Here is a 19,449-nt window from a genome sequence, read left to right as displayed (position 1 = left end):
CTCGATTTGCGCGGATTTCGAGGGCCAAGGTCCTGTTCAGGGCGGCTCTTCCAACACGCAGGTGTTTCCGAAGAGGAGCTCGAATGACAGGACCGGCAACAGCGTCCGGTGTGAGGTCGATCAGCCGAAAACAGGCGCATCGACCCGAACCAACCGATCAACCGGGAGTTCGCGCCAGCGCTCTCGCATCTCCGTCCATCGAACATCGATCAGGCACATCCTGGGGAGTAAGAAATGCCTAACGACATACCGCCGACAAGGTCGGCCATATTCACCGCAGGGCTCCCGCCCTGGGTGCGAGCGTGGACGGTGGTATGGACCGCCATCGCGATGATTCTCGGTATCTCCGGCGCGACGGCAGTGGTTGCGTCAGCGCAGCCGGCCGCGACGCTCGGCGGCCCCGTTCAGGCTCAGGCGCCGGCTCGCGCCGCTGTTCTTCCGGATGAACAGCCTGCAAAAGGCTGCGCATTCAGCGCCCCCGGCACCGGTCCGTTCTCGCAGAACATCTGCTGGATCGATATGTCGACGCTCGATGCGGCAACGGCTGCTTCTGCGGCAGGGCAGTCGATGGAAATCCAGCTCACCGACGGTTACAAGATCAACTTCAAGGCTTTCCTCACCGACTCGGTAGCGGGAAAGACACACCAGGGGATCGAAACCAGGGAACTTCCCACCCTGCACTACGCAGCTCTTGGCTCGTCTGCGTACACGGGTGTGCCGTCGACGATCAAGCCTGCGATCTATCAGAAGTCCGCTGACAATGGTCAATCCGGCGGAACGGTGTCGCTGAAGAACATCGTGATGACCGGGCCGAACGGCCCGATTTACAACTACGGCCTCGTCGCTGCTGACGCCGAGTCGACTGACGCCAACACGTCGACCGACAAAGAGTTCCTGACCTTCAATTCTGACAAGCCTCTCCGCCAGATCGCACGCACGGTTGGTGCGGATGCGCCCGGCTACCCCGGAATTCGGGCTTGTGACGGTGGGCTGACGGCTATGCCCGCCACCACCGTCCGATGCGATTCGTGGAACCTGGTCAACAACAAGGAGTATTCGCCAGGCACTTTGGTTGTGGCATCGACCGCTCCGACCAACTTCGCGGCGACGTTCGGAAATACTGTTCTGGACACCTCTCGTCAGGGTCTGGCGTTCGGTGTTTTGCTGTCGAAGGTCAAGATCGACAAGGACCTCACGCGCGTCACCCCCGGTGACGATTTCACTATCGGCATGAGCACCGGACACCACGCTGATGCAGGCGCCGCTGCAGCAACCGAGATCAAGAGCACCACGACCGGTGCGACTGATACGACGGCATCGACTGGCTGGCGGACGCTCCTCGCAGATACCACGCCCACCCCTGTCACGTTCTGGGAGAAGCCAACTACCTCGGCGACCAAGACCGCGAACTATGCGACATCGTGGGATTGCCAGGTAAACGGCGTGACCCAGGCCCTCAGGGTCGGTGACGTTGCGCAGGCAGCACTTACACCGGGTGACAACGTGTATTGCAAGGTCAAGAACACCCCGGTTCTCGTGAAGAAGTCGTCGTCACCACCTACCGGTGAGACGGTCAATATCGGCCAATCAATCACCTACACTCTGAATTTCGAGAATCCGGGCACTGCGCCGGCAACGATCGACTACACGGACTACCTCGCCGACGTCATTGATGACGGAACAGTTGCGGTCGGTGCTGCAACCGGCGGACTCACCGCCGCATTGAACGGCGCCGACAAGATCAAGGTCGGCGGCACGTTGCCGGCCGGCGGCAAGGGGACAGTCACATACACCGTCACTGTCAAAGACGGCGGCAACAAAGTTCTGAACAACTATCTGGTTCCGGGGACTACAACTCCCCCCACAACATGTGATCCTGCAACCAATCTCTGCACGACGCATCCCATGCCTGGTTTCACGCTGACCAAGACGGCTGATCCGGTTTCCGGTTCGACGGTTCAGGCCGGCGACACCATTACGTACACCGTCACCGGTGCCAACACCGGCAAGACGGCCCTGACTCCCGCGACGATCAAAGACGATCTGAGTGCGGTTCTCAACAATGCTGCTGTCGTACCGGGCTCGCTGAAGGCGACCGTCGACGGTGCTGCTGTCGCTGCTCCGACCCTGTCGGGCAGCATTTTGTCGTGGTCCGCCAATCTCCAGGCTGGTAAGTCTGTTGTTCTGACCTACCAGGTGAAGGTCAATGCCGGCGTTGCCGCGGGCACGGTTCTGAACAACAAGGTCACCGGTACTGCGAAGCCACCCACCGGTCCGGACATCACTCCTCCTACGGTGGAGACGAATCACTCGGTTCCAGGTTTTACGCTGGCGAAGACTGCCGATCCGATTTCCGGTTCGACGGTTCAGGCCGGCGAGTCGATCAAGTACACCGTCACCGGCACCAACACCGGCAAGACGAAGCTTGATCCGGTACAGATCAATGACGATCTGGGTGCGGTTCTCAATAATGCTGCTGTCGTTCCTGGTTCGCTGAAGGCGACCATTGACGGAGCTTCCGTGGCTGTTCCGACTTTGTCGGGTACGACGCTCTCGTGGACTGGCGTTCTCGAAGCCGGCAAGTCGGTTGTCCTGACCTACGAGGTGAAGGTCAACGACGGTGTCGCTGCGGGTACGGTCCTGAACAACAAGGTCACGGGTACTGCGAAGCCGCCGACCGGTCCGGACATCACTCCGCCGCCGGTTGAGACGAATCACTCGGTTCCCGGTTTCACTGTCGCGAAGACTGCCGATCCGGCATCGGGTACCGGCGTCAATGCGGGTCAGACGATCATGTACACGGTGACCGGTACGAACACGGGTAACACGACTCTTGATCCGGTGGTGTTGACCGATGATCTGTCGAAGGTTCTCGACAACGCGACGTTGGTGGACGGTTCGCTCAAGGCAACTGTCGACGGTGCTGCTGCGACTGCTCCGACCCTGTCGGGTACGACGTTGAGTTGGACCGGTGGATTGGAAGCCGGTAAGTCGGTTGTTCTGACCTACCAGGTGAAGATCAACGATGGTGTTGCCGGCGGGGTTCTGATCAACAACAAGGTCACCGGTACTGCGAAGCCGCCGACGGGTCCGGAGATCACTCCTCCGCCGGTGACGACGGAGCATCCGGTTCTGTCTCCGAAGATTGCTGTGGTGAAGTCTTCTGATCCGGTGTCGGGTTCGAATGTTGTTGCCGGTCAGGACATCAAGTACACGCTTTCGTTCTCGAACACCGGTAACGGTGTGGGTGAGGTGGCGTACTTCGATGATTTGCGTCAGGTTGTGGACAAGGGTGCATTGAGTGGTTTGACTGCTGATGCTCCGTTGGTTGCGACGATGGTCGGCAGTGATGGTTTCTCGGTGACGGGAACCCTGGCGGCCGGCGAAACGAAGACGGTGACGTATTCGGTGAAGGTCAATGCCGATGTGGTCGGTGGGGTGTTCGTGAACAACTTCGTTGTTCCGGGTACGACTCCGCCGGTTGATCCTCCGGAGGTGTGTGATCCGGCGACGCAGCTGTGCACGACGCATCCGGTGGTGTCTCCGAAGATTGCTGTGGTGAAGTCTTCTGATCCGGTGTCGGGTTCGAATGTTGTTGCCGGTCAGGACATCAAGTACACGCTCACGTTCTCGAACACCGGTAACGGTGCGGGTGAGGTCGCGTACTTCGATGATTTGCGTCAGGTTGTGGACAAGGGTGCATTGAGTGGTCTGGCTGCTGATGCTCCGTTGGTTGCGACGATGGTCGGCACGGATGGTTTCTCGGTGACGGGAACCTTGGCGGCCGGTGAGAGCAAGTCGGTGACGTATTCGGTGAAGGTCAATGCCGATGTGGTCGGTGGGGTGTTCGTGAACAACTTCGTTGTTCCGGGGACGACTCCGCCGGTTGATCCTCCGGAGGTGTGTGATCCGGCGACGCAGCTGTGCACGACGCATCCGGTGAAGGTTCCGGGGTTCACGGTTGCGAAGGCTGCCGATCCTGCGTCGGGTACCAATGTCGCTGCGGGTCAGACGATCACGTACACCGTGACCGGTACGAACACGGGTAACACGACTCTTGATCCGGTGGTGTTGACCGATGATCTGTCGAAGGTTCTCGACAACGCGACGTTGGTGGACGGTTCGCTGAAAGCAACTGTCGACGGTGCTGCTGCCGCTGCCCCGACCCTGTCGGGGACGACGCTCTCGTGGACTGGTGTGCTCGAGGCCGGTAAGTCGGTTGTTCTGACCTATCAGGTGAAGATCAACGATGGTGTCGCCGGTGGCACGTTGATCAACAACAAGGTCACCGGTACTGCGAAGCCGCCGACGGGTCCGGAGATCACTCCTCCGCCCGTGACGACCGAACACCCGGTGGTGTCTCCGAAGATCGCTGTGGTGAAGTCTTCTGATCCGGTGTCGGGTTCGAATGTTGTTGCCGGTCAGGACATCAAGTACACGCTTACGTTCTCGAACACCGGTAACGGTGCGGGTGAGGTCGCGCACTTCGATGATCTGCGTGGTCTGCTCGATGATGCTGATCTGGTTGCGGGCAGCTTGAGTGCTGATGCTCCGTTGACTGCTGCGATGGTCGGCACGGATGGTTTCTCGGTGACGGGATCCCTTGCGGCCGGTGAGAGCAAGACGGTGACGTACACCGTCACGGTCAAGGCTGATGCCGATCGCGTTGCGGCGAATGCCGACAACACGGTGCTCAACTTCGTTGTTCCGGGGACGACTCCTCCGGTTGATCCTCCGGAGGTGTGTGATCCGGCGACGCAGCTGTGCACGACGCATCCGGTGAAGGTTCCGGGGTTCACGGTTGCGAAGGCTGCGGATCCGGTGTCGGGTACCAATGTTGCTGCGGGTCAGACGATCACGTATACGGTGACGGGTGCGAATACGGGTAACACGACTCTTGATCCGGTGGTGTTGACCGATGATCTGTCGAAGGTTCTCGACAACGCGACGTTGGTGGACGGTTCGCTGAAGGCGACTGTTGACGGTGTCGACGGTGCTGCTCCGACCCTGTCGGGCACCACGCTCACCTGGACCGGTGCATTGGAAGCCGGTAAGTCGGTTGTTCTGACCTATCAGGTGAAGATCAACGATGGTGTTGCCGGCGGGGTTCTGATCAACAACAAGGTCACTGGTACTGCGAAGCCGCCGACGGGTCCGGAGATCACTCCTCCGCCGGTGACGACCGAACACCCGGTGAAGGTTCCGGGGTTCACGGTCGCGAAGGCTGCCGATCCTGCGTCGGGTACCAATGTTGCTGCGGGTCAGACGATCACGTATACGGTGACGGGTGCGAATACGGGTAACACGACTCTTGATCCGGTGGTGTTGACCGATGATCTGTCGAAGGTTCTCGACAACGCGGTGTTGGTGGACGGTTCGCTCAAGGCAACGGTCGACGGTGTCGACGCGACTGCTCCGACCCTGTCGGGTACGACGCTCACCTGGACCGGTGGATTGGAAGCCGGTAAGTCGGTTGTCCTGACCTACCAGGTGAAGATCAACGATGGTGTCGCCGGTGGCACGTTGATCAACAACAAGGTCACCGGTACTGCGAAGCCGCCGACCGGTCCGGAGATCACTCCTCCGCCGGTGACGACCGAGCATCCGGTGGATGGCACACCCGCGATCGAGGTACTGAAGTCCTCTGTTCCGTCCACCACGAACCGTGTGGTTGGCGGCCAGGAGATCACGTACACGCTCACGTTCAAGAATGTGGGCACCGCGGATGGTGAGGTCAGCTTCTACGACGATCTCACCGACGTTCTCGACGATGCAGTAATGACGAAGGATCCGGCTACCACTTCCACGCTGGTTGTTTCGGGTGTCGTCGACAACGTCTTCACGGTCACCGGAAAGCTGGCCAAGGGCGAGACCGCGACAGTGACGTACACCGTCAAGGTCAATCCTGAGATCGGAACGTTGTCAGGTCCCGGATTCACTCCGGGTGTCCTGAACAACTACCTGGTGGTTGGTGGCGAGAACCCGCCAGTGGACTGTGTCCCGGGCGACGCTCTCTGCACCGAACACCCGATAGACCCGCCGGAGACCACCACTACGGTGCCGCCGACGATCACCACGACGCCGCCGGTCACGACGGAGCCCTGTGTGCCTCCGACAACGACCACGCGGATGGTTCCGACCACAACAGCTGCGACGACGACGGCTAGCGCGATCACTGCCGGTGACGCTGATGTGACCGGTACGGAAGAATCCACCACAACGGAGGAGACCACCACAGCGGAGACCACGACAGAAGAAGTTGTCGCGGAAGAGATTGTGGATCCGTGTGGCGTGACGACAACGACGCCGCCGACGACAACGCCGCCGGTCACGACAGTTCCGCCGACCACGACGGTTCCGAACACGACGGTGCCGGTTACACCGACGATCATCATTCCCCCGATCGTCGTTGTGCCTCCGATCGTCGTACCGCCGACGGTTCCGGGTCAGCCGGTTCCGAGCACGGTTCCGGGACAGCCGAAGCCGCCGACAGCAAACCCGGGTCAGCCGGGTCAGCCGAAGCCGTCTGCTCCTCAGGGCGGGACGATCAACTCGGGTGGTGGCGCTGGTGAGAGTGGCGTGAACACCGGGTTGCTCGCAGCAGGTGGATTGGTTCTGCTGCTGGCGCTGGGAACGGGTGTTGTTCTCCTGACGCGTAAGCGTCGCGAGGACGGTGACAACTGATTCTCTTGAGAATCTGAGGTAAACGACGTGGGGCAGATCGCAGAGTATGCGATCTGCCCCACAGTCGTTTTCGTGTGTGTTACGAGCCGAGCCGAGATCCGTCCTTCTTCCAGGCTGCAACTACCGACGGGCGAGGCTGGGAAGAACCACCGTCTGGCCAATGGGATGCGGGGCTTTCGATGCTGGCGTCGTCGGTCTCGCCGGGGTGCTGGACGCAGACGATGACGCGCTTCTCGTCCACGATGGGGCCGCAGGTTTCGGCGCCGACGGGAACGGTGAGGAACTGCTTTGTCTCACCGCGGTTTTCGCCTTCGAGGACAACGCTGAACAGCCCGTCGTTGGACTTGAGTGCGTTGCCGTCGGTGGAGATCCACAGGTTTCCGTGCGGGTCGAAGGCAAGGTTGTCCGGGCACGAGATGGGACTGACCTTGTTCTTGTCGAAACCGCCGAAGTAGGTATCGGCTGTGGCTGGATCTCCGCAGACGAGAAGGAGATTCCAGCCGAAGGTGGTGCCGGCGTGGTCGTCGGTGATTTCGAGGACCTGGCCGTTCTTGTTGTTGTTGCGCGGATTCGCTTCGTCGGCCGCGGCGCCGCCGTCGACTCCGCGCTTGGTGTTGTTGGTCAGCGCGACGTAAACCTTGCCGCTCTTCGGGTTTGCCTCGAAGTCCTCGGGGCGGTCCATCTTCGTTGCCCCCACCTTGTCGCCGGCCTGGCGGGTGAAGACGGCTACCTCTTCGGCGCTCATGCCGTCGACCAGCGATTCGCCCTTGCCGTCTTCGCCGGTGCGCAGGATGGCTACCCACTCGCCGGTTCCGTCGAACTTGCCGTCCGACGGAAGTTTGCCGCTGCCGTCGATCTCGCCGGCGGAGTTTCCGCTGAGCTTTGCGACGTACAGTGTTCCGGCGTCGAGCAGAGTCATGTTGTGGCGCATGGCTGCTTGACTCTTGCCGTCCTGCATCTTTCGGCTGGAGACGAACTTGTACATGTAGTCGAAGCGCTCGTCGTCGCCGCTGTAGGCGACGACGGTGCCGTCCGACGTGATGTAAATGGTGGCGGCTTCGTGCTTGAAACGTCCGAGCGCTGTGTGCTTGATCGGAGTCGACGACGGATCCCAGGGATCGATCTCGACGACGTATCCGAATCGGTTGACCTCGTTGGGTTCTGCGACCAGATCGAACCGCTTGTCGAAGCGTTCCCACTTGCGCTCGGAAGCGGCACCGGCAAGACCGTAGCGCTTCAGCCGTGCTGCCACCGTGGGATCGGTGACACCCTCGGCGTTCGCGAAGTACTGGTTGAAGTTCTCTTCGCCGGAAAGCACTGTGCCCCAAGGTGTGACGCCGCCGGCGCAATTGTTGAGGGTGCCGAGCACTTTGGTTCCCGTGGGATCGGCACTCGTCTTGAGGAAGTCGCTGCCTGCAGCGGGGCCGGTCACGACAAATTCCGTGGTTCCGGTGATGCGGCGGTTGTTCGATCCGATCTCCGGTACGAGCTTGCCGTTGTCGGATTCGCCCTTGACCTGGACGACCGACAGTCCGTGGCTGGCGAGGCCGATCTTGAACTGCTCCTCGGTCGGGTTCTCCGCATCGTAGCCGCGGAACATCGCCGGCTCGGTGGAGTATTCGTGATTGACCACGAGTAGGTAGGTGTTGGGCTGCCCGTCGACCGGGAGCAATCCGGCGAAGTCGTTGTTGAATCCGAACTGCAGTTCCTGCGCCGCCGCAGTCTGCTTGTCGAAGTCGAAAGCCGGGGCGCCGGCGAGAACGGCGTCACCCCAGCGAATCACGACGGCTTGATCGTATCCGTCAGGGACGGTGACCTTGTCTTCCTTGTTGGGCGCGACGGCGCCGAAGTTCGTCCCCGCTGGTGTTGATCCGCTGCTGCTGCCGCTCGTCGATCCGGTTCCCGGTTCGGCACTTGCGGATTCGTCCGAACAGGCAACGAGGGCGCTGCCCGCTCCCACCGCGAGCACTGCCATGCCGCTGCCCCGGAGCAAGCCGCGACGACTCAGCGCTGTGCGTGCGATGTCGCGGAAGTACTCGCCGCCCGAGGTGTTGGGGACCTCGTGAGAGCACGCGTTTCCGCACTTGTACTGGCAGGTGATCGACGCGCGTGCAGACACGCCGTCGTGTTTGACGAACAAGGCCAAAGGCTTGATAGCCACCGTGAACTCCCGAGATTCGATGTACGGACTTCGGGAACCGTAGAAGCTCGAAGCAAGGGTAAAGGAACGTAAAAATGAACGGCAAAACAACGAGGTGACCCTTACCCGCGGTTTACGACGCGTCCCCGCGGGGACGTCGCATGACATTTGTCATCGCTGATCCGTGACGGTGTCACCGCAGGTGATGACGCTGTGCACTGTTTTCGGCTCTGACTTCCCGCGAAGCTTGGATGCATGAGAGAACCACATGAGGGAAGCCTCCTGACGGACCTGATGGACATCGGACCCGCACCCACGATGGGCCGCGAACTTGTAGTGATCGTGGTGAACATCGCGATCGTCGGAGTGGTGTTCGCGATCATCGGCTCCAATCCGGTGTTCTGGATCCTTGTTGCCGCTCTCGCTGTCTATGCGGGTATTCGATTCGCGATCGGACTGCGCGGCTGGAACCGAGCGGAGGCGCAGCGATGAAGGGCGATCCCGTGATCGACGTAGTCGGAATGTCGCGGCGTTACGGCTCCGGTAGGGAGGCGTTCGATGCTGTTCGCAATCTGGATCTGAGTGTTCAGGAAGGCGAGCTGTTCGGCCTCCTCGGAACCAATGGTGCCGGCAAGACATCCACCCTCGAAGTGATTCAGGGTCTTTCACGAGCCAGTGCCGGAACGGTGCGCGTTCTGGGCATGGATCCGGTGCGCAACCGCAAGCAGATTCGCCCGTCGCTTGGCATCATGCTCCAGAAGGGTGGCTTGCCCCAAGACCTGACTGCTCGTGAGAGTTTGGCGATGTGGGCCGGAACCTGCTCGAATCCGCTGCCCGTGGACGAGGTGCTCGAGCGCGTGGACATGCGTGACCGTCGTGATACCCGCGTGAAGTTCCTCTCGGGAGGTGAGGCGCGGCGACTGGATCTGGCGTGCGCGATCATCGGCCGGCCACTCGTCCTGTTTCTCGACGAGCCGACTACTGGTTTGGATCCCGAAAGTCGACGTAACACTTGGCAATTGATCGCTGACTTGAAAGCGTCGGGCGTCACCATCATGTTGACGACGCATTACCTGGACGAAGCCGAGTCCCTGTGCGACCAGTTGGCGATCATGCACCGAGGATCGGTGGTGCGCAGCGGAACCGTGGCGGACGTCGTCGCGGATCATCCTGCCCAGATCAAACTGCACCGTCCCGGTCTTCCGCTCCCGGCCCTGGCCGGCGCCGAGGTACGCGTCGAAAACGATCTGGTGGTGATCACCACTCGCACAGTGCAGGAGACGCTGACGGAACTGCTGCTGTGGGCACAGCACAACAACATCCTGCTGACCGGCCTGGATGCCCGCGCGGCATCCCTGGAGACCGTATTCCTCTCCATTGCAGACCAATTCGATCATCACGCAACTCTCGAAGGAGCGTCGGCATGAACCGCATAGCAACCCTGTCTCGTTCGGAGTTCACGCTCCTGGGACGAAATCGACTGTTGCTCTTCAACGCAATCGTCCTCCCGTTGATCTTTCCCGTGGGGATGCTGTACCTGTCGCGCGATGGCGGGTTGTCCGACAAGTCGGTGTCGGCAGGCCTCGAGGTGTTTGCACTCTTCCTGCTCGTGTTCGTGGTCTTCTACAACCTCCTGTCGGTGTACGCGACGCGTCGTGACGAGTTGGTTCTCAAGCGACTACGGACAGGGGAATGCAGCGACGCCGAGATCCTCGCGGGCCCGGCAGTGCCGTCGTGGGTTCTCACCGGCCTGTTGACGGTGGTGATCGGAATCGCCGTGATGGTTCTGGGCGGTAGTGCTCCGGTCAATCCGGTCCTGGTGCTGGTCGCGGTGATCGGCGGCGCCGCGCTCTTCACGGCGCTGGCGTTGATCACTTCGGCTGTCACGCGAAATGCAGAGGCGGCGCAGATCACCTGCATGCCGATTCTGATTCTGGCGACGGCAGGTATGTCCTCGATCAGGAATGTCGTGCCGGACAACGTTGCTCGCATTCTCGATTTCACTCCGCTGGCCGCAGTAGTGGACCTTCTCAATCTCGGATGGCTGGGGCGGACCACTGGCGAACTGGCTGATCTGGGCGATGCGCCCGGTGCGGCAGCCGGATTTGTCGACACCTTCGGTTCGGCTGCGCAACCGCTGTTGGTCATGCTGGCGTGGATCGTCGGTTCGGTTCTGATCGCGAACGTCCACTTCCGCTGGGAACCGCGTTCGTAGAACTCTGAGAAGGTAGTGGGCATGATCGCGCAGAACTTCGGACGCTGGAATCCGAGACGGACGTGGCGAACCGCGTCGAACGTCGACAAGGTTCGCCTCTACACGCGGCAATCGTTCATCATGGTCGCAGTGGTTTTCGGTGGCTTCGGTGCGGTCACCGAGATAGTTGCGGATCGGTACCTGTCGGGTGTCTTCCTCGGAATCAGTGCCGTTGCGTGCGTCATCGCCGTGTCTCGGATGCCTGATCTGGGCGGAGTCGTGGCCAAGCCCGTCCAGATTCCTCTTGCCGTGATGACGTTGTCGGCGTTCTGCTCGGCGGGAATTGCCTTGGGAAGCAATGGCGAGAACGGCCCGTACTTCTGGCTGGCGGCAATCCTTGTCGTGCCACTTGCGGGGTTGACGTCGTTGCGCTGGCTGATCGTGGGCTCGGTGGCCGCCGGGGTTGTACTGGGACTGCTTGCGGGTCCGGAAAGCGGCGTGTCCGTCGGAATCGTCGCCGCCTTCATGGGGCTGACCGTCTACATGTCGGTGTGGCTGCTGCGGATGGTCACCGAATTGGACGAGGCACGCGGAGCCGCTGCCGCTCTGTCCGTCGCCGAGGAACGGTTGCGATTTTCACGCGACCTCCATGACGTCGTCGGGCGGGCACTGTCTGCAATTGCGGTGAAAAGTGAACTTGCAGCTACTCTTTCACGACGTGGCGACGATCGTGCCGCCGCGCAGATGGACGAAGTACGCGAACTTGCGCAAGATTCACTCGACGAAGCGCGCGAGTTGGTTCGGGGATACCGGTCCATCGCCTTGGCGTCCGAGCTGGCCGGTGCGCAGTCTCTGCTCGAGGCCGCCGGAATCTCCACTGCGATACGTGGATCGGCAGATCAGCTGCCGGTGGAACTGGCCGAAGCTGCCGCCTGGGTCGTCCGTGAAGGCGTCACCAACATTCTCCGGCACTCCAGTGCCGAGAATTGCAGCATCGAAGTGTTCGCGGACGGCGTCGTGATCGCCAACGACGGCGCACGGATCGCAGAGCCGAACAACGGAACCGGCCTGAACGGATTGCGCGAGCGCGTCGGCGCCGTCGGAGGAATTGTCGAAACCGTGCAGGACGAAGATCGCTTCACCCTCACCGCCCACTTTCCGTCCCGAACGAAGGAGTCTCGGTGACCGAGCCGATCAAGGTACTGCTGGCCGACGACGAGAACCTGATCCGCTCGGCTCTGGCCATGATGTTGTCGCTCGAGGACGACATCGTTGTCGTCGCGGAAGCCGAATCCGGCGAGGATGCCGTGGTCGCTGCTGCAAAACATCAACCTGACGTAGCCGTGCTCGACCTTCAAATGGCAGGTATCGACGGCATCGAGACGGCGCAACAGATTGCGCAGACGGTCTCGGGGTGCGTCTCGATCATCGTGACGAGCCACGGGCGTCCCGGGTATCTGAAGAAGGCACTGTCAGCAGGCGTCCGAGGATTTCTGCCGAAGACGACGCCTGCGGCGACGCTCGCCGAGGTGGTCCGCAGCGTCCACGCGGGCGGGCGGTACGTCGATCCGTCGTTGGCTGCCGAGGCAATCGGCGCCGGCGACTCACCGCTTACTCCGCGCGAAGCGGACGTACTCGAGTACGCGGCCGACGGAGCATCCATCGAGCAGATCGCTTCCCGGGCACACCTGTCTGCGGGTACCACCCGAAACTATCTGTCGTCAGCTGTCACCAAACTCGGTGCAGCCAATCGGCACGAAGCCGCAGTGATCGCCCGCCGGCAGGGGTGGATTTAGGGCCTTCGGCCCCGTGCGCCTTTCTGGTTGCGGGCACTACCAAAAAGGCGCACAGGGCCGAAGGCCCCGCGATGTCGAGAATCCCCGACTTGCTTCGTCCCTGTAGTGAAGTGCGACCAGAATGGGTGGCACCGACACAGAGGAGATTCACGATGGCCAAGTACTTGCTGCTCAAGCACTACCGCGGCGCTCCGGCTGCAGTCAACGACGTGCCGATGGACCAGTGGACGCCGGACGAGATCACTGCCCACGTGAAGTACATGCAGGACTTCGCGGATCGGCTGGAGAAGGCGGGCGAGTTCGTCGACGGTCAGGCTCTCGCTCCTGAGGGCACCTTTGTCCGGTACGACGGTGAGGGTCGCCCGCCGGTCACCGACGGTCCGTTCGCGGAAACCAAGGACCTCATCGCCGGCTGGATGGTGATCGACGTCGACAACTACGACCGTGCCGTCCAATTGGCCGGCGAGCTCTCGGCCGCGCCCGGCGCAGGCGGGAAGCCGATTCACGAATGGCTCGAACTGCGCCCGTTCCTGACCGAGCCGCCGACCATCACGGACTGAAACCTGTCATGGACGACGCCCTGCTTCGGAGTCTGACTCCGAGCGTGCTCGGCATCCTCGTCCGCCGCGGAGCAGATTTCGCGTCGGCCGAGGACGCCGTGCAGGACGCTCTGCTCGAGGCGGTCAGGGTCTGGCCGGACAACCCGCCGCGGGACCCGAAGGGCTGGCTGGTCACGGTGGCCTGGCGGCGGTTCCTCGACGGGATCCGTTCGGATGCGGCTCGTCGCAAGCGGGAGTTTCTGGCGGACGAGCAGCCAGGCGAGCGGCCGGTCAGCGGGTCGGTGCCGGGCGTGGACGACACACTCCAGCTCTACTTTTTGTGCGCGCACCCGTCGTTGACGCCGTCGTCCGCCGTCGCACTCACGCTGCGCGCTGTCGGCGGGCTGACCACCCGCCAGATTGCGCAGGCCTACCTGGTGCCCGAGGCGACTATGGCTCAGCGCATCAGCCGAGCCAAGCGCACGGTCTCCGGCGTCCGGTTCGAGCAACCCGGCGATGTCGCCACCGTCCTGCGTGTCCTCTATCTGGTCTTCAACGAGGGGTACTCCGGCGACGTCGACCTCGCTGCCGAGGCCATCCGGCTCACCCGGCAGTTGGCGGCCGCGATCGATCACCCCGAAGTCGCAGGGTTGCTCGCACTGATGCTGCTCCATCACGCTCGTCGAGCCGCGCGAACTGCCGCGGACGGCAGTCTGGTTCCGCTAGCCGAGCAGGATCGCAGCCGGTGGGACACCGATTCGATTGCCGAAGGAGTCGCAATCCTCCAGTCAGCTCTCGCCCGCGACCGGCTCGGTGAGTTCCAGGCCCAGGCCGCCATTGCCGCACTCCATGCCGACGCTTTCACAGCAGACGAGACCGACTGGGTGCAGATCGTGGAGTGGTACGACGAACTCGCAGCCTTGACCGACAGCCCGATTGTCCGGCTCAACCGAGCGGTGGCCGTCGGCGAGGCAGACGGACCACGCGCCGGATTGGCAGCTCTTGCAGCGCTGGACGATTCACTTCCACGCCATGCCGCAGTCGAGGCCTATCTGCGTGAACGCGACGGAGACCTGGAGTCGGCGGCGAGGTTGTATGCCGATGCAGCGCACAAGGCATCCAACCTCGCCGAACGCGACCATCTGATGCTTCAGGCGTCGAGGATCAACGCCCGTCGATCCCCTGCAAGCGCCCCTGAGTCAGAGAACCTGTGAGAGGAACGCCTGCAGTCGATCTGTTTCGGGATCGTCGAAAAGCTGTTCCGGAGTACCGGTTTCGACAACGGCGCCGCGATCCATGAACAGCACCTTGTCGGAAACGGAACGCGCGAAACCCATTTCGTGCGTCACGACGACCATGGTCATGCCGGACTTCGCGAGATCGGCCATCAATGCCAGAACACCCTTGACCAGTTCGGGGTCGAGAGCTGACGTCGCCTCGTCGAAGAACATGACCTCGGGCTTCATCGCCAGGGCGCGGGCAATGGCGACGCGCTGCTGCTGACCTCCCGAAAGGTTGCCGGGCCGCGAGTCGGCCTTCTCCCTGAGCCCCACCAGATCCAGCTGCTCGAGCGCGAGCGCCCGAGCTTGTTCCTTCGACAAACCCTTGAGCTTGTTCGGCCCGAGTGCGATGTTCTCCGCGACGGTCTTGTGCGGGAACAGGTTGAAGTGCTGGAACACCATGCCGATCCGCTGGCGAAGCTCGTCGGGGTTGTCCTTCAGGACGGACTTCCCGTCGAGCAGCACGTCACCCTGCTCGGGCTCGTGCAGACGGTTCAGCACGCGCAGGAGCGTCGACTTGCCCGAACCGGAGGGCCCGATGACGGTGACGGTGTTTCCGGCGTCGACGTGCAGGTTGACGCCGCGAAGCACCTTGTTGGTGCCGAAGGACAGATGCAGGTCCTTGCCGGTGAGCGATACGGACTTCAGTTCAGAGCTGGTGGTCATGTCCTCAGCCCCTTTCCACGACGATGGCCTGCTCGAGCGGATCCAACGTGCCTGAAGTGTCGGCGCGTCCGGTCCGGAGTCGGTTGTCGATGTAGTTGACGAGGTGCGTCAGCGGGATGGTCAGAGCAAGGTAGAACAAGCCTGCCGCAACGAGCGGGGACAGGCTGCCGGTCTGGGCGTTGAGATCACGTCCGACGGCAAAGAGTTCCCGCTGGGTGACGAGGAGACCGAGGAAGTAGATCAGCGACGAGTCCTTGATCAGCGAGATGAACTGGTTCATCAACGCCGGCAGAACGCGTCGTACACCCTGCGGGATGACGACCAGCGACATGGACTTTCGGTAGCTGAAACCGAGGGCACGTGAAGCCTCGAGCTGTCCGGACTCGACGCTCTGGATTCCGGATCTGAAGATCTCACCGATGTATGCCGACGCGAGCAGTGACAGCGCCGCGACACCGAGCCAGTACGGATTGCTACCGGTGATTCCCTTGACGATCGGTCCGACGCCGAGCCCGATGATCAAGATGATGACGACTGCGGGCAGGCCACGGAAGATATCGGTGTAGACGCGGGCCGGCCAGCGCAGCCAACGGGTGCGCGAGATACCGGCGACAGCGAGCAGCATGCCGAGGATCGTGCCGATGATGCCGGACGCGAGCGCAAGGATCAGGGTGTTGGGAAGACCGGTCTTGAGGAGATCGGGGAATGCCTTCTTGTACAGATCCCAGTCGAAGAACGTGTCCTTGAGCTGTTCGAGCGTCGACTTCGGTTGGTACGACGCGGTATCGCCACCGTCGCCGTTTGCTGCGTTTTCCGCGGCAATGGCTGCGAAGTCGGGCAGTTCCGGAGTGGCCGCGGCCTTGGATCCGGGCTTCCAGCCTTCAGGGAGTTGGCGCGGTACCCAGTCGGCGTACAGCTGAGACCAGGTTCCGTCGTCGATGACTGCGTCGAGGCCGGAGTTGAGGGCGTCGATCAGCGGCTGGTTTTCCTTGTTCACCGCCCAGCCGACGAAGTTGTTGACCGAGAAGGTGTTCTGGATGATCGAGGTCGGATCACCGGGAGCGATTGCACCTTCGGCCTGCTGAGACGGAGCTACCCAGGCGTCGATCTGTCCGGACTTGAGGTTCGCGTACGCCGTGGCGTAGTCGGGAAACTTCACGGGATCGAGCTTGAGCGTGTTCACGACGTAGTCGTCCTGCACGGTTCCCTGTACGACGCCGATGCGCTTTGATGCGTCCAGGTCTCCGAAGCCGGTGATCGGGCTGCCGTTAGGCACGACGAGGGAGAAGTATCCGAAGTCGTAACCGTTGGTGAAGCCGACGGTGTTGCGACGGTCGTCCGTGGTGGTGATGGACGACGAGCCGACGTCGAAGCGTCGACCGGCAACCTGGGCGAGAAGCCCGGCGAACTCGGTGCCGACGAACTCGACCTTCAGGCCCAGCTTGTCCGCGACGGCCTTCAGCAGCTCGTTGTCGTATCCGGTGTACTGATTCTCGGAGTTGACGCAGATGCTCGGGGGCGCGTCACCGAGCGTGCCGACCGTGATGACCCCGGGTTTGATCAGATTCAGCTTCGAGGTGTCGATCTGATCGACCGGGGTGACGGTGGCCGTGGTGTAGCGGTCTTCGGCGCCCGCACCCGCTGCCGCGTCCAGATTGGTGGGCGCCGCGGTTGCAGCTCCCACTCCTGGAGGTGCACACAGGTCTGTGGGGGCTGCCGACGAATCCGAGCCACTCGAGCACGATGACAGAGTCAGCGCCAGGAGGGCAGTGAGGAGCAGTGCCACCACCAGGCGGATCTTCGCTGCGACGGAAGAAAACATGCGTGCAGCGTAAACCTAAGGGTAGCCATTTCTCCGTGTAGAACTGTTGACAGTTTTCGGACAAGGGGCCGTTGCGCTGCGGGCATGCCTTCAAATCAGCGTGATTTTAAGTATCGCCAGGTCGGGGAATCTCGTGCCGAAGAGATCGGCATCAGCGGACGGGTGCGAGTTCGACGCCCGACGGAGGTACCAGGCGACGCAGCGTTCCGTCGAAGCCGGTGACGTAGAGCGCCCAGCCGTCGCCGTCCTGTCCTATACGTACTGAACTCGGCCCGTTCCAACCATTCGACAGACCCGAAGCGACGACGCAGGAAGTGCCGGTTTCAGGGTGTACGCGATAGATCGAGCCTTCGACGTGAGCAGCGGCGTAGAGCATTCCATCCTGCGACATGGTCAGATCGTCGAGGCCGGGTATCAGGCTCGGGACCGTCGCTACAACTGTCCACGCGTCAGGGGTATCCAAGGGCACTCGAATGATCTGACCGGTGAACAGGTCATCGGTGTACACGGCTCGATGATCCGGACTGAGCGCGAGTCCCTCCGAACGCGGCACTGTCGACCAATTGGGCACGACGGCTCCGGAGTCGTGCAGATAGCGCGAGACGCCCTTTGGCGGACCTCCTTCTGTTCCGACCCACGTGGTCAGCAGATCGCCGTCGGGAAGCCGGAGCAGGCCGTTGCCCGCGAAGTCGACGGGTGCGGACAGCTGATCCGTCGAGGTGTCCAGGTGCCACAGCTTGCCGTCCTGTCGGGTGAGGAAGGACAGCCTCGAACCGTCGAGTTGCAAACTGCCAGGGGCAGCCATGTCGTCGAGGACAGTTCGTACCTGTCCTGCGGCGTCGACGTGATAGATCTTCGACTCGCCGGAGAGGTAGAACCCGCCGTTGTCATCGGGCTCGAGGTTTTCGAGCTGTTCCAACCCTTGCGCTACGGTTTCGACCCGCCACTCGCCGCACATCGGCGCGACTGTCCAGGTGGCCCCCGCCGGCGTAGCTGCGGCCACGGTCCCGGCTGCGATCGCCGCGACGATCAACAACGCCCGAGTTCGGTTGCGTGATACCCCCATTGCGCACAACTTACGGCAAACCGGACCAATATCAAACGGTCTGGTCGGTATAGCCGACGCCCAGGGGGTCGCTCCAGGTGGTCCACACGTCTGGCCCGAGTTCGATCTCGGCTGTGGTGAGTAGACACGCGTCGAGTTCTCGGTGCAGTCGAGACGGGTCGATGGCTTGGCCGATGAAGACGAGTTCTTGTCGGCAGTCTCCGACGGGTTCTTCCCACTTGTCGAGGATTCCGTCACGACGGTAATCGTCGGCCGGCCACTCGTCACGGGGTAGAAACTTCCACCAACGGCCGACGTATCCGTGGCGAATGAGATGACCGGCCTGAGAAATACTCCCGATCTCGGTGAACCGGCCGGCATTCCAGTAGTAGCCCTTGGCCCGAAGTAACTTTCCGTTGGTCCACTCGCTGCTGAGGAAATCATGCAGCCGTTGGGGGTGGAAGGGTGCGCGCTCGCGGTACACCACCGAACCGATTCCGTACTCTTCGGTTTCGGGGATGTGTTCACCTTGGAGTTCTTGTAACCATCCGGGGGCCTGTGCAGCCTTTTCGAGCGAGAACAAACCGGTGTCGAGAATCGTGTCGAGTGGGATGCGACCGAGCGTCATCGGAACTATCGCAGCGGATGCGTTCAAAGAGCGCAGGACTGCGGTCAATTCGACCAGGTGCTGGTGCGAGACGAGATCGGCCTTGCTCACCAGGATGACGTCGGCAAATTCGATCTGATCGACAAGCAGATCCGCGATGTCTCGTTCGTCTTCCGGGGCATCGGCTTCGACGCGGCCCCCAGCCGTGTAGTCGCGCAGAAAACTGTGGCCGTCGACGACGGTGACCATGGTGTCGAGTCGGGCGACGTCGGCGAGGGCGTGGCCGTCGGTATCGATGAATGTGAACGTCTCTGCGACGGGCAGCGGTTCGGAGATGCCCGAAGATTCGATGAGTAGGTAGTCGAATCGGCCATCGGCGGCCAAGGCACTGATCTCGGAGAGAAGATCCTCTCGCAGGGTGCAGCAGATGCAGCCGTTGGTCATCTCGACCAGTTTCTCTTCGGAGCGACTGAGCGAGATCTCACGCTCGACTCCTGCACTGTCGATGTTGATTTCGCTCATGTCGTTGACGATCACCGCGACCCGCCGACCCTCTCGATTTCGCAGGATCTCGTTGAGTAGTGTCGTCTTCCCGGCGCCCAGGAAACCTGACAGCACCGTGACCGGAAGTCGTGTGTCGACCATGATTTCCAGTGTCCTTCCGAATGAGAGAATT

13 protein-coding genes are annotated in these 19,449 nt (G+C 61.9%); 8 read left to right on the top strand and 5 right to left on the bottom strand.

Annotated features, from left to right (window positions below):
* Positions 1–234: 234 nt before the first annotated feature.
* Entirely contained in the window at positions 235–6,684 is a 6,450-nt protein-coding gene (locus M1L53_RS03100) for an isopeptide-forming domain-containing fimbrial protein (protein ID WP_142006274.1), read from the top strand.
* Between the two features lie 79 nt (positions 6,685–6,763).
* Here M1L53_RS03100 and M1L53_RS03095 read toward each other — a convergent pair whose 3' ends face one another.
* A complete protein-coding gene (locus tag M1L53_RS03095; protein ID WP_050655933.1) occupies positions 6,764–8,845 on the bottom strand; it encodes a PhoX family phosphatase in 2,082 nt (693 codons plus the stop codon).
* A gap of 234 nt (positions 8,846–9,079) precedes the next feature.
* On the opposite strand from M1L53_RS03095, the gene M1L53_RS03090 reads away from it, so the two are divergent.
* From M1L53_RS03090 to M1L53_RS03060, 7 genes are all read left to right on the top strand, one after another.
* On the top strand, positions 9,080–9,316 hold the full coding sequence (locus tag M1L53_RS03090) for a hypothetical protein (RefSeq protein WP_223304396.1): 237 nt from the start codon (positions 9,080–9,082) through the stop codon (positions 9,314–9,316).
* The gene (locus M1L53_RS03085) at positions 9,313–10,251 is read left to right on the top strand and encodes an ABC transporter ATP-binding protein (protein WP_054187260.1); all 939 of its coding nucleotides are present in this window, start codon (positions 9,313–9,315) and stop codon (positions 10,249–10,251) included. Before M1L53_RS03090 ends, M1L53_RS03085 begins: the two co-directional genes overlap by 4 nt.
* Positions 10,248–11,039 (top strand): ABC transporter permease, encoded by a 792-nt coding sequence (locus M1L53_RS03080; protein WP_003946064.1) that lies wholly within the window; start codon positions 10,248–10,250, stop codon positions 11,037–11,039. Before M1L53_RS03085 ends, M1L53_RS03080 begins: the two co-directional genes overlap by 4 nt.
* Before the next feature lie 21 nt (positions 11,040–11,060).
* Positions 11,061–12,203: a sensor histidine kinase gene (locus tag M1L53_RS03075; protein ID WP_007735262.1), complete on the top strand. Its 1,143-nt coding sequence runs from the start codon at positions 11,061–11,063 to the stop codon at positions 12,201–12,203.
* Positions 12,200–12,814: a response regulator transcription factor gene (locus tag M1L53_RS03070; RefSeq protein ID WP_003946002.1), complete on the top strand. Its 615-nt coding sequence runs from the start codon at positions 12,200–12,202 to the stop codon at positions 12,812–12,814. Before M1L53_RS03075 ends, M1L53_RS03070 begins: the two co-directional genes overlap by 4 nt.
* A 152-nt stretch (positions 12,815–12,966) precedes the next feature.
* Positions 12,967–13,374, top strand: a complete 408-nt coding sequence (locus M1L53_RS03065) for a YciI family protein (RefSeq protein ID WP_003945999.1) — start codon at positions 12,967–12,969, stop codon at positions 13,372–13,374.
* 8 nt (positions 13,375–13,382) lie between these two features.
* The gene (locus tag M1L53_RS03060) at positions 13,383–14,567 is read left to right on the top strand and encodes an RNA polymerase sigma factor (RefSeq protein WP_054187259.1); all 1,185 of its coding nucleotides are present in this window, start codon (positions 13,383–13,385) and stop codon (positions 14,565–14,567) included.
* Here M1L53_RS03060 and M1L53_RS03055 read toward each other — a convergent pair.
* From M1L53_RS03055 to M1L53_RS03040, 4 genes are all read right to left on the bottom strand, one after another.
* Complete coding sequence (locus tag M1L53_RS03055) at positions 14,553–15,299, bottom strand: amino acid ABC transporter ATP-binding protein (protein ID WP_003946070.1); 747 nt, start codon at positions 15,297–15,299, stop codon at positions 14,553–14,555. The two genes, M1L53_RS03060 and M1L53_RS03055, sit on opposite strands and share 15 nt — an antisense overlap.
* 4 nt (positions 15,300–15,303) lie before the next feature.
* Positions 15,304–17,121 carry an ABC transporter substrate-binding protein/permease gene (locus tag M1L53_RS03050; RefSeq protein ID WP_003946057.1) on the bottom strand — a complete coding sequence of 606 codons (1,818 nt, stop codon included), beginning with the start codon at positions 17,119–17,121 and terminating at the stop codon, positions 15,304–15,306.
* Positions 17,122–17,272: 151 nt separating this feature from the next.
* Complete coding sequence (locus M1L53_RS03045; RefSeq protein WP_054187258.1) at positions 17,273–18,187, bottom strand: SMP-30/gluconolactonase/LRE family protein; 915 nt, start codon at positions 18,185–18,187, stop codon at positions 17,273–17,275.
* A gap of 31 nt (positions 18,188–18,218) precedes the next feature.
* Complete coding sequence (locus M1L53_RS03040) at positions 18,219–19,418, bottom strand: GTP-binding protein (protein WP_054187257.1); 1,200 nt, start codon at positions 19,416–19,418, stop codon at positions 18,219–18,221.
* Positions 19,419–19,449: the final 31 nt, after the last annotated feature.

It is taken from the genome of Rhodococcus sp. T9N (assembly GCF_024436645.1).
GTDB lineage: Bacteria > Actinomycetota > Actinomycetes > Mycobacteriales > Mycobacteriaceae > Rhodococcus_F > Rhodococcus_F qingshengii.
Note: the sequence above shows the minus strand (reverse complement) of the source record. Positions and strands in the feature narration are given on the sequence as shown.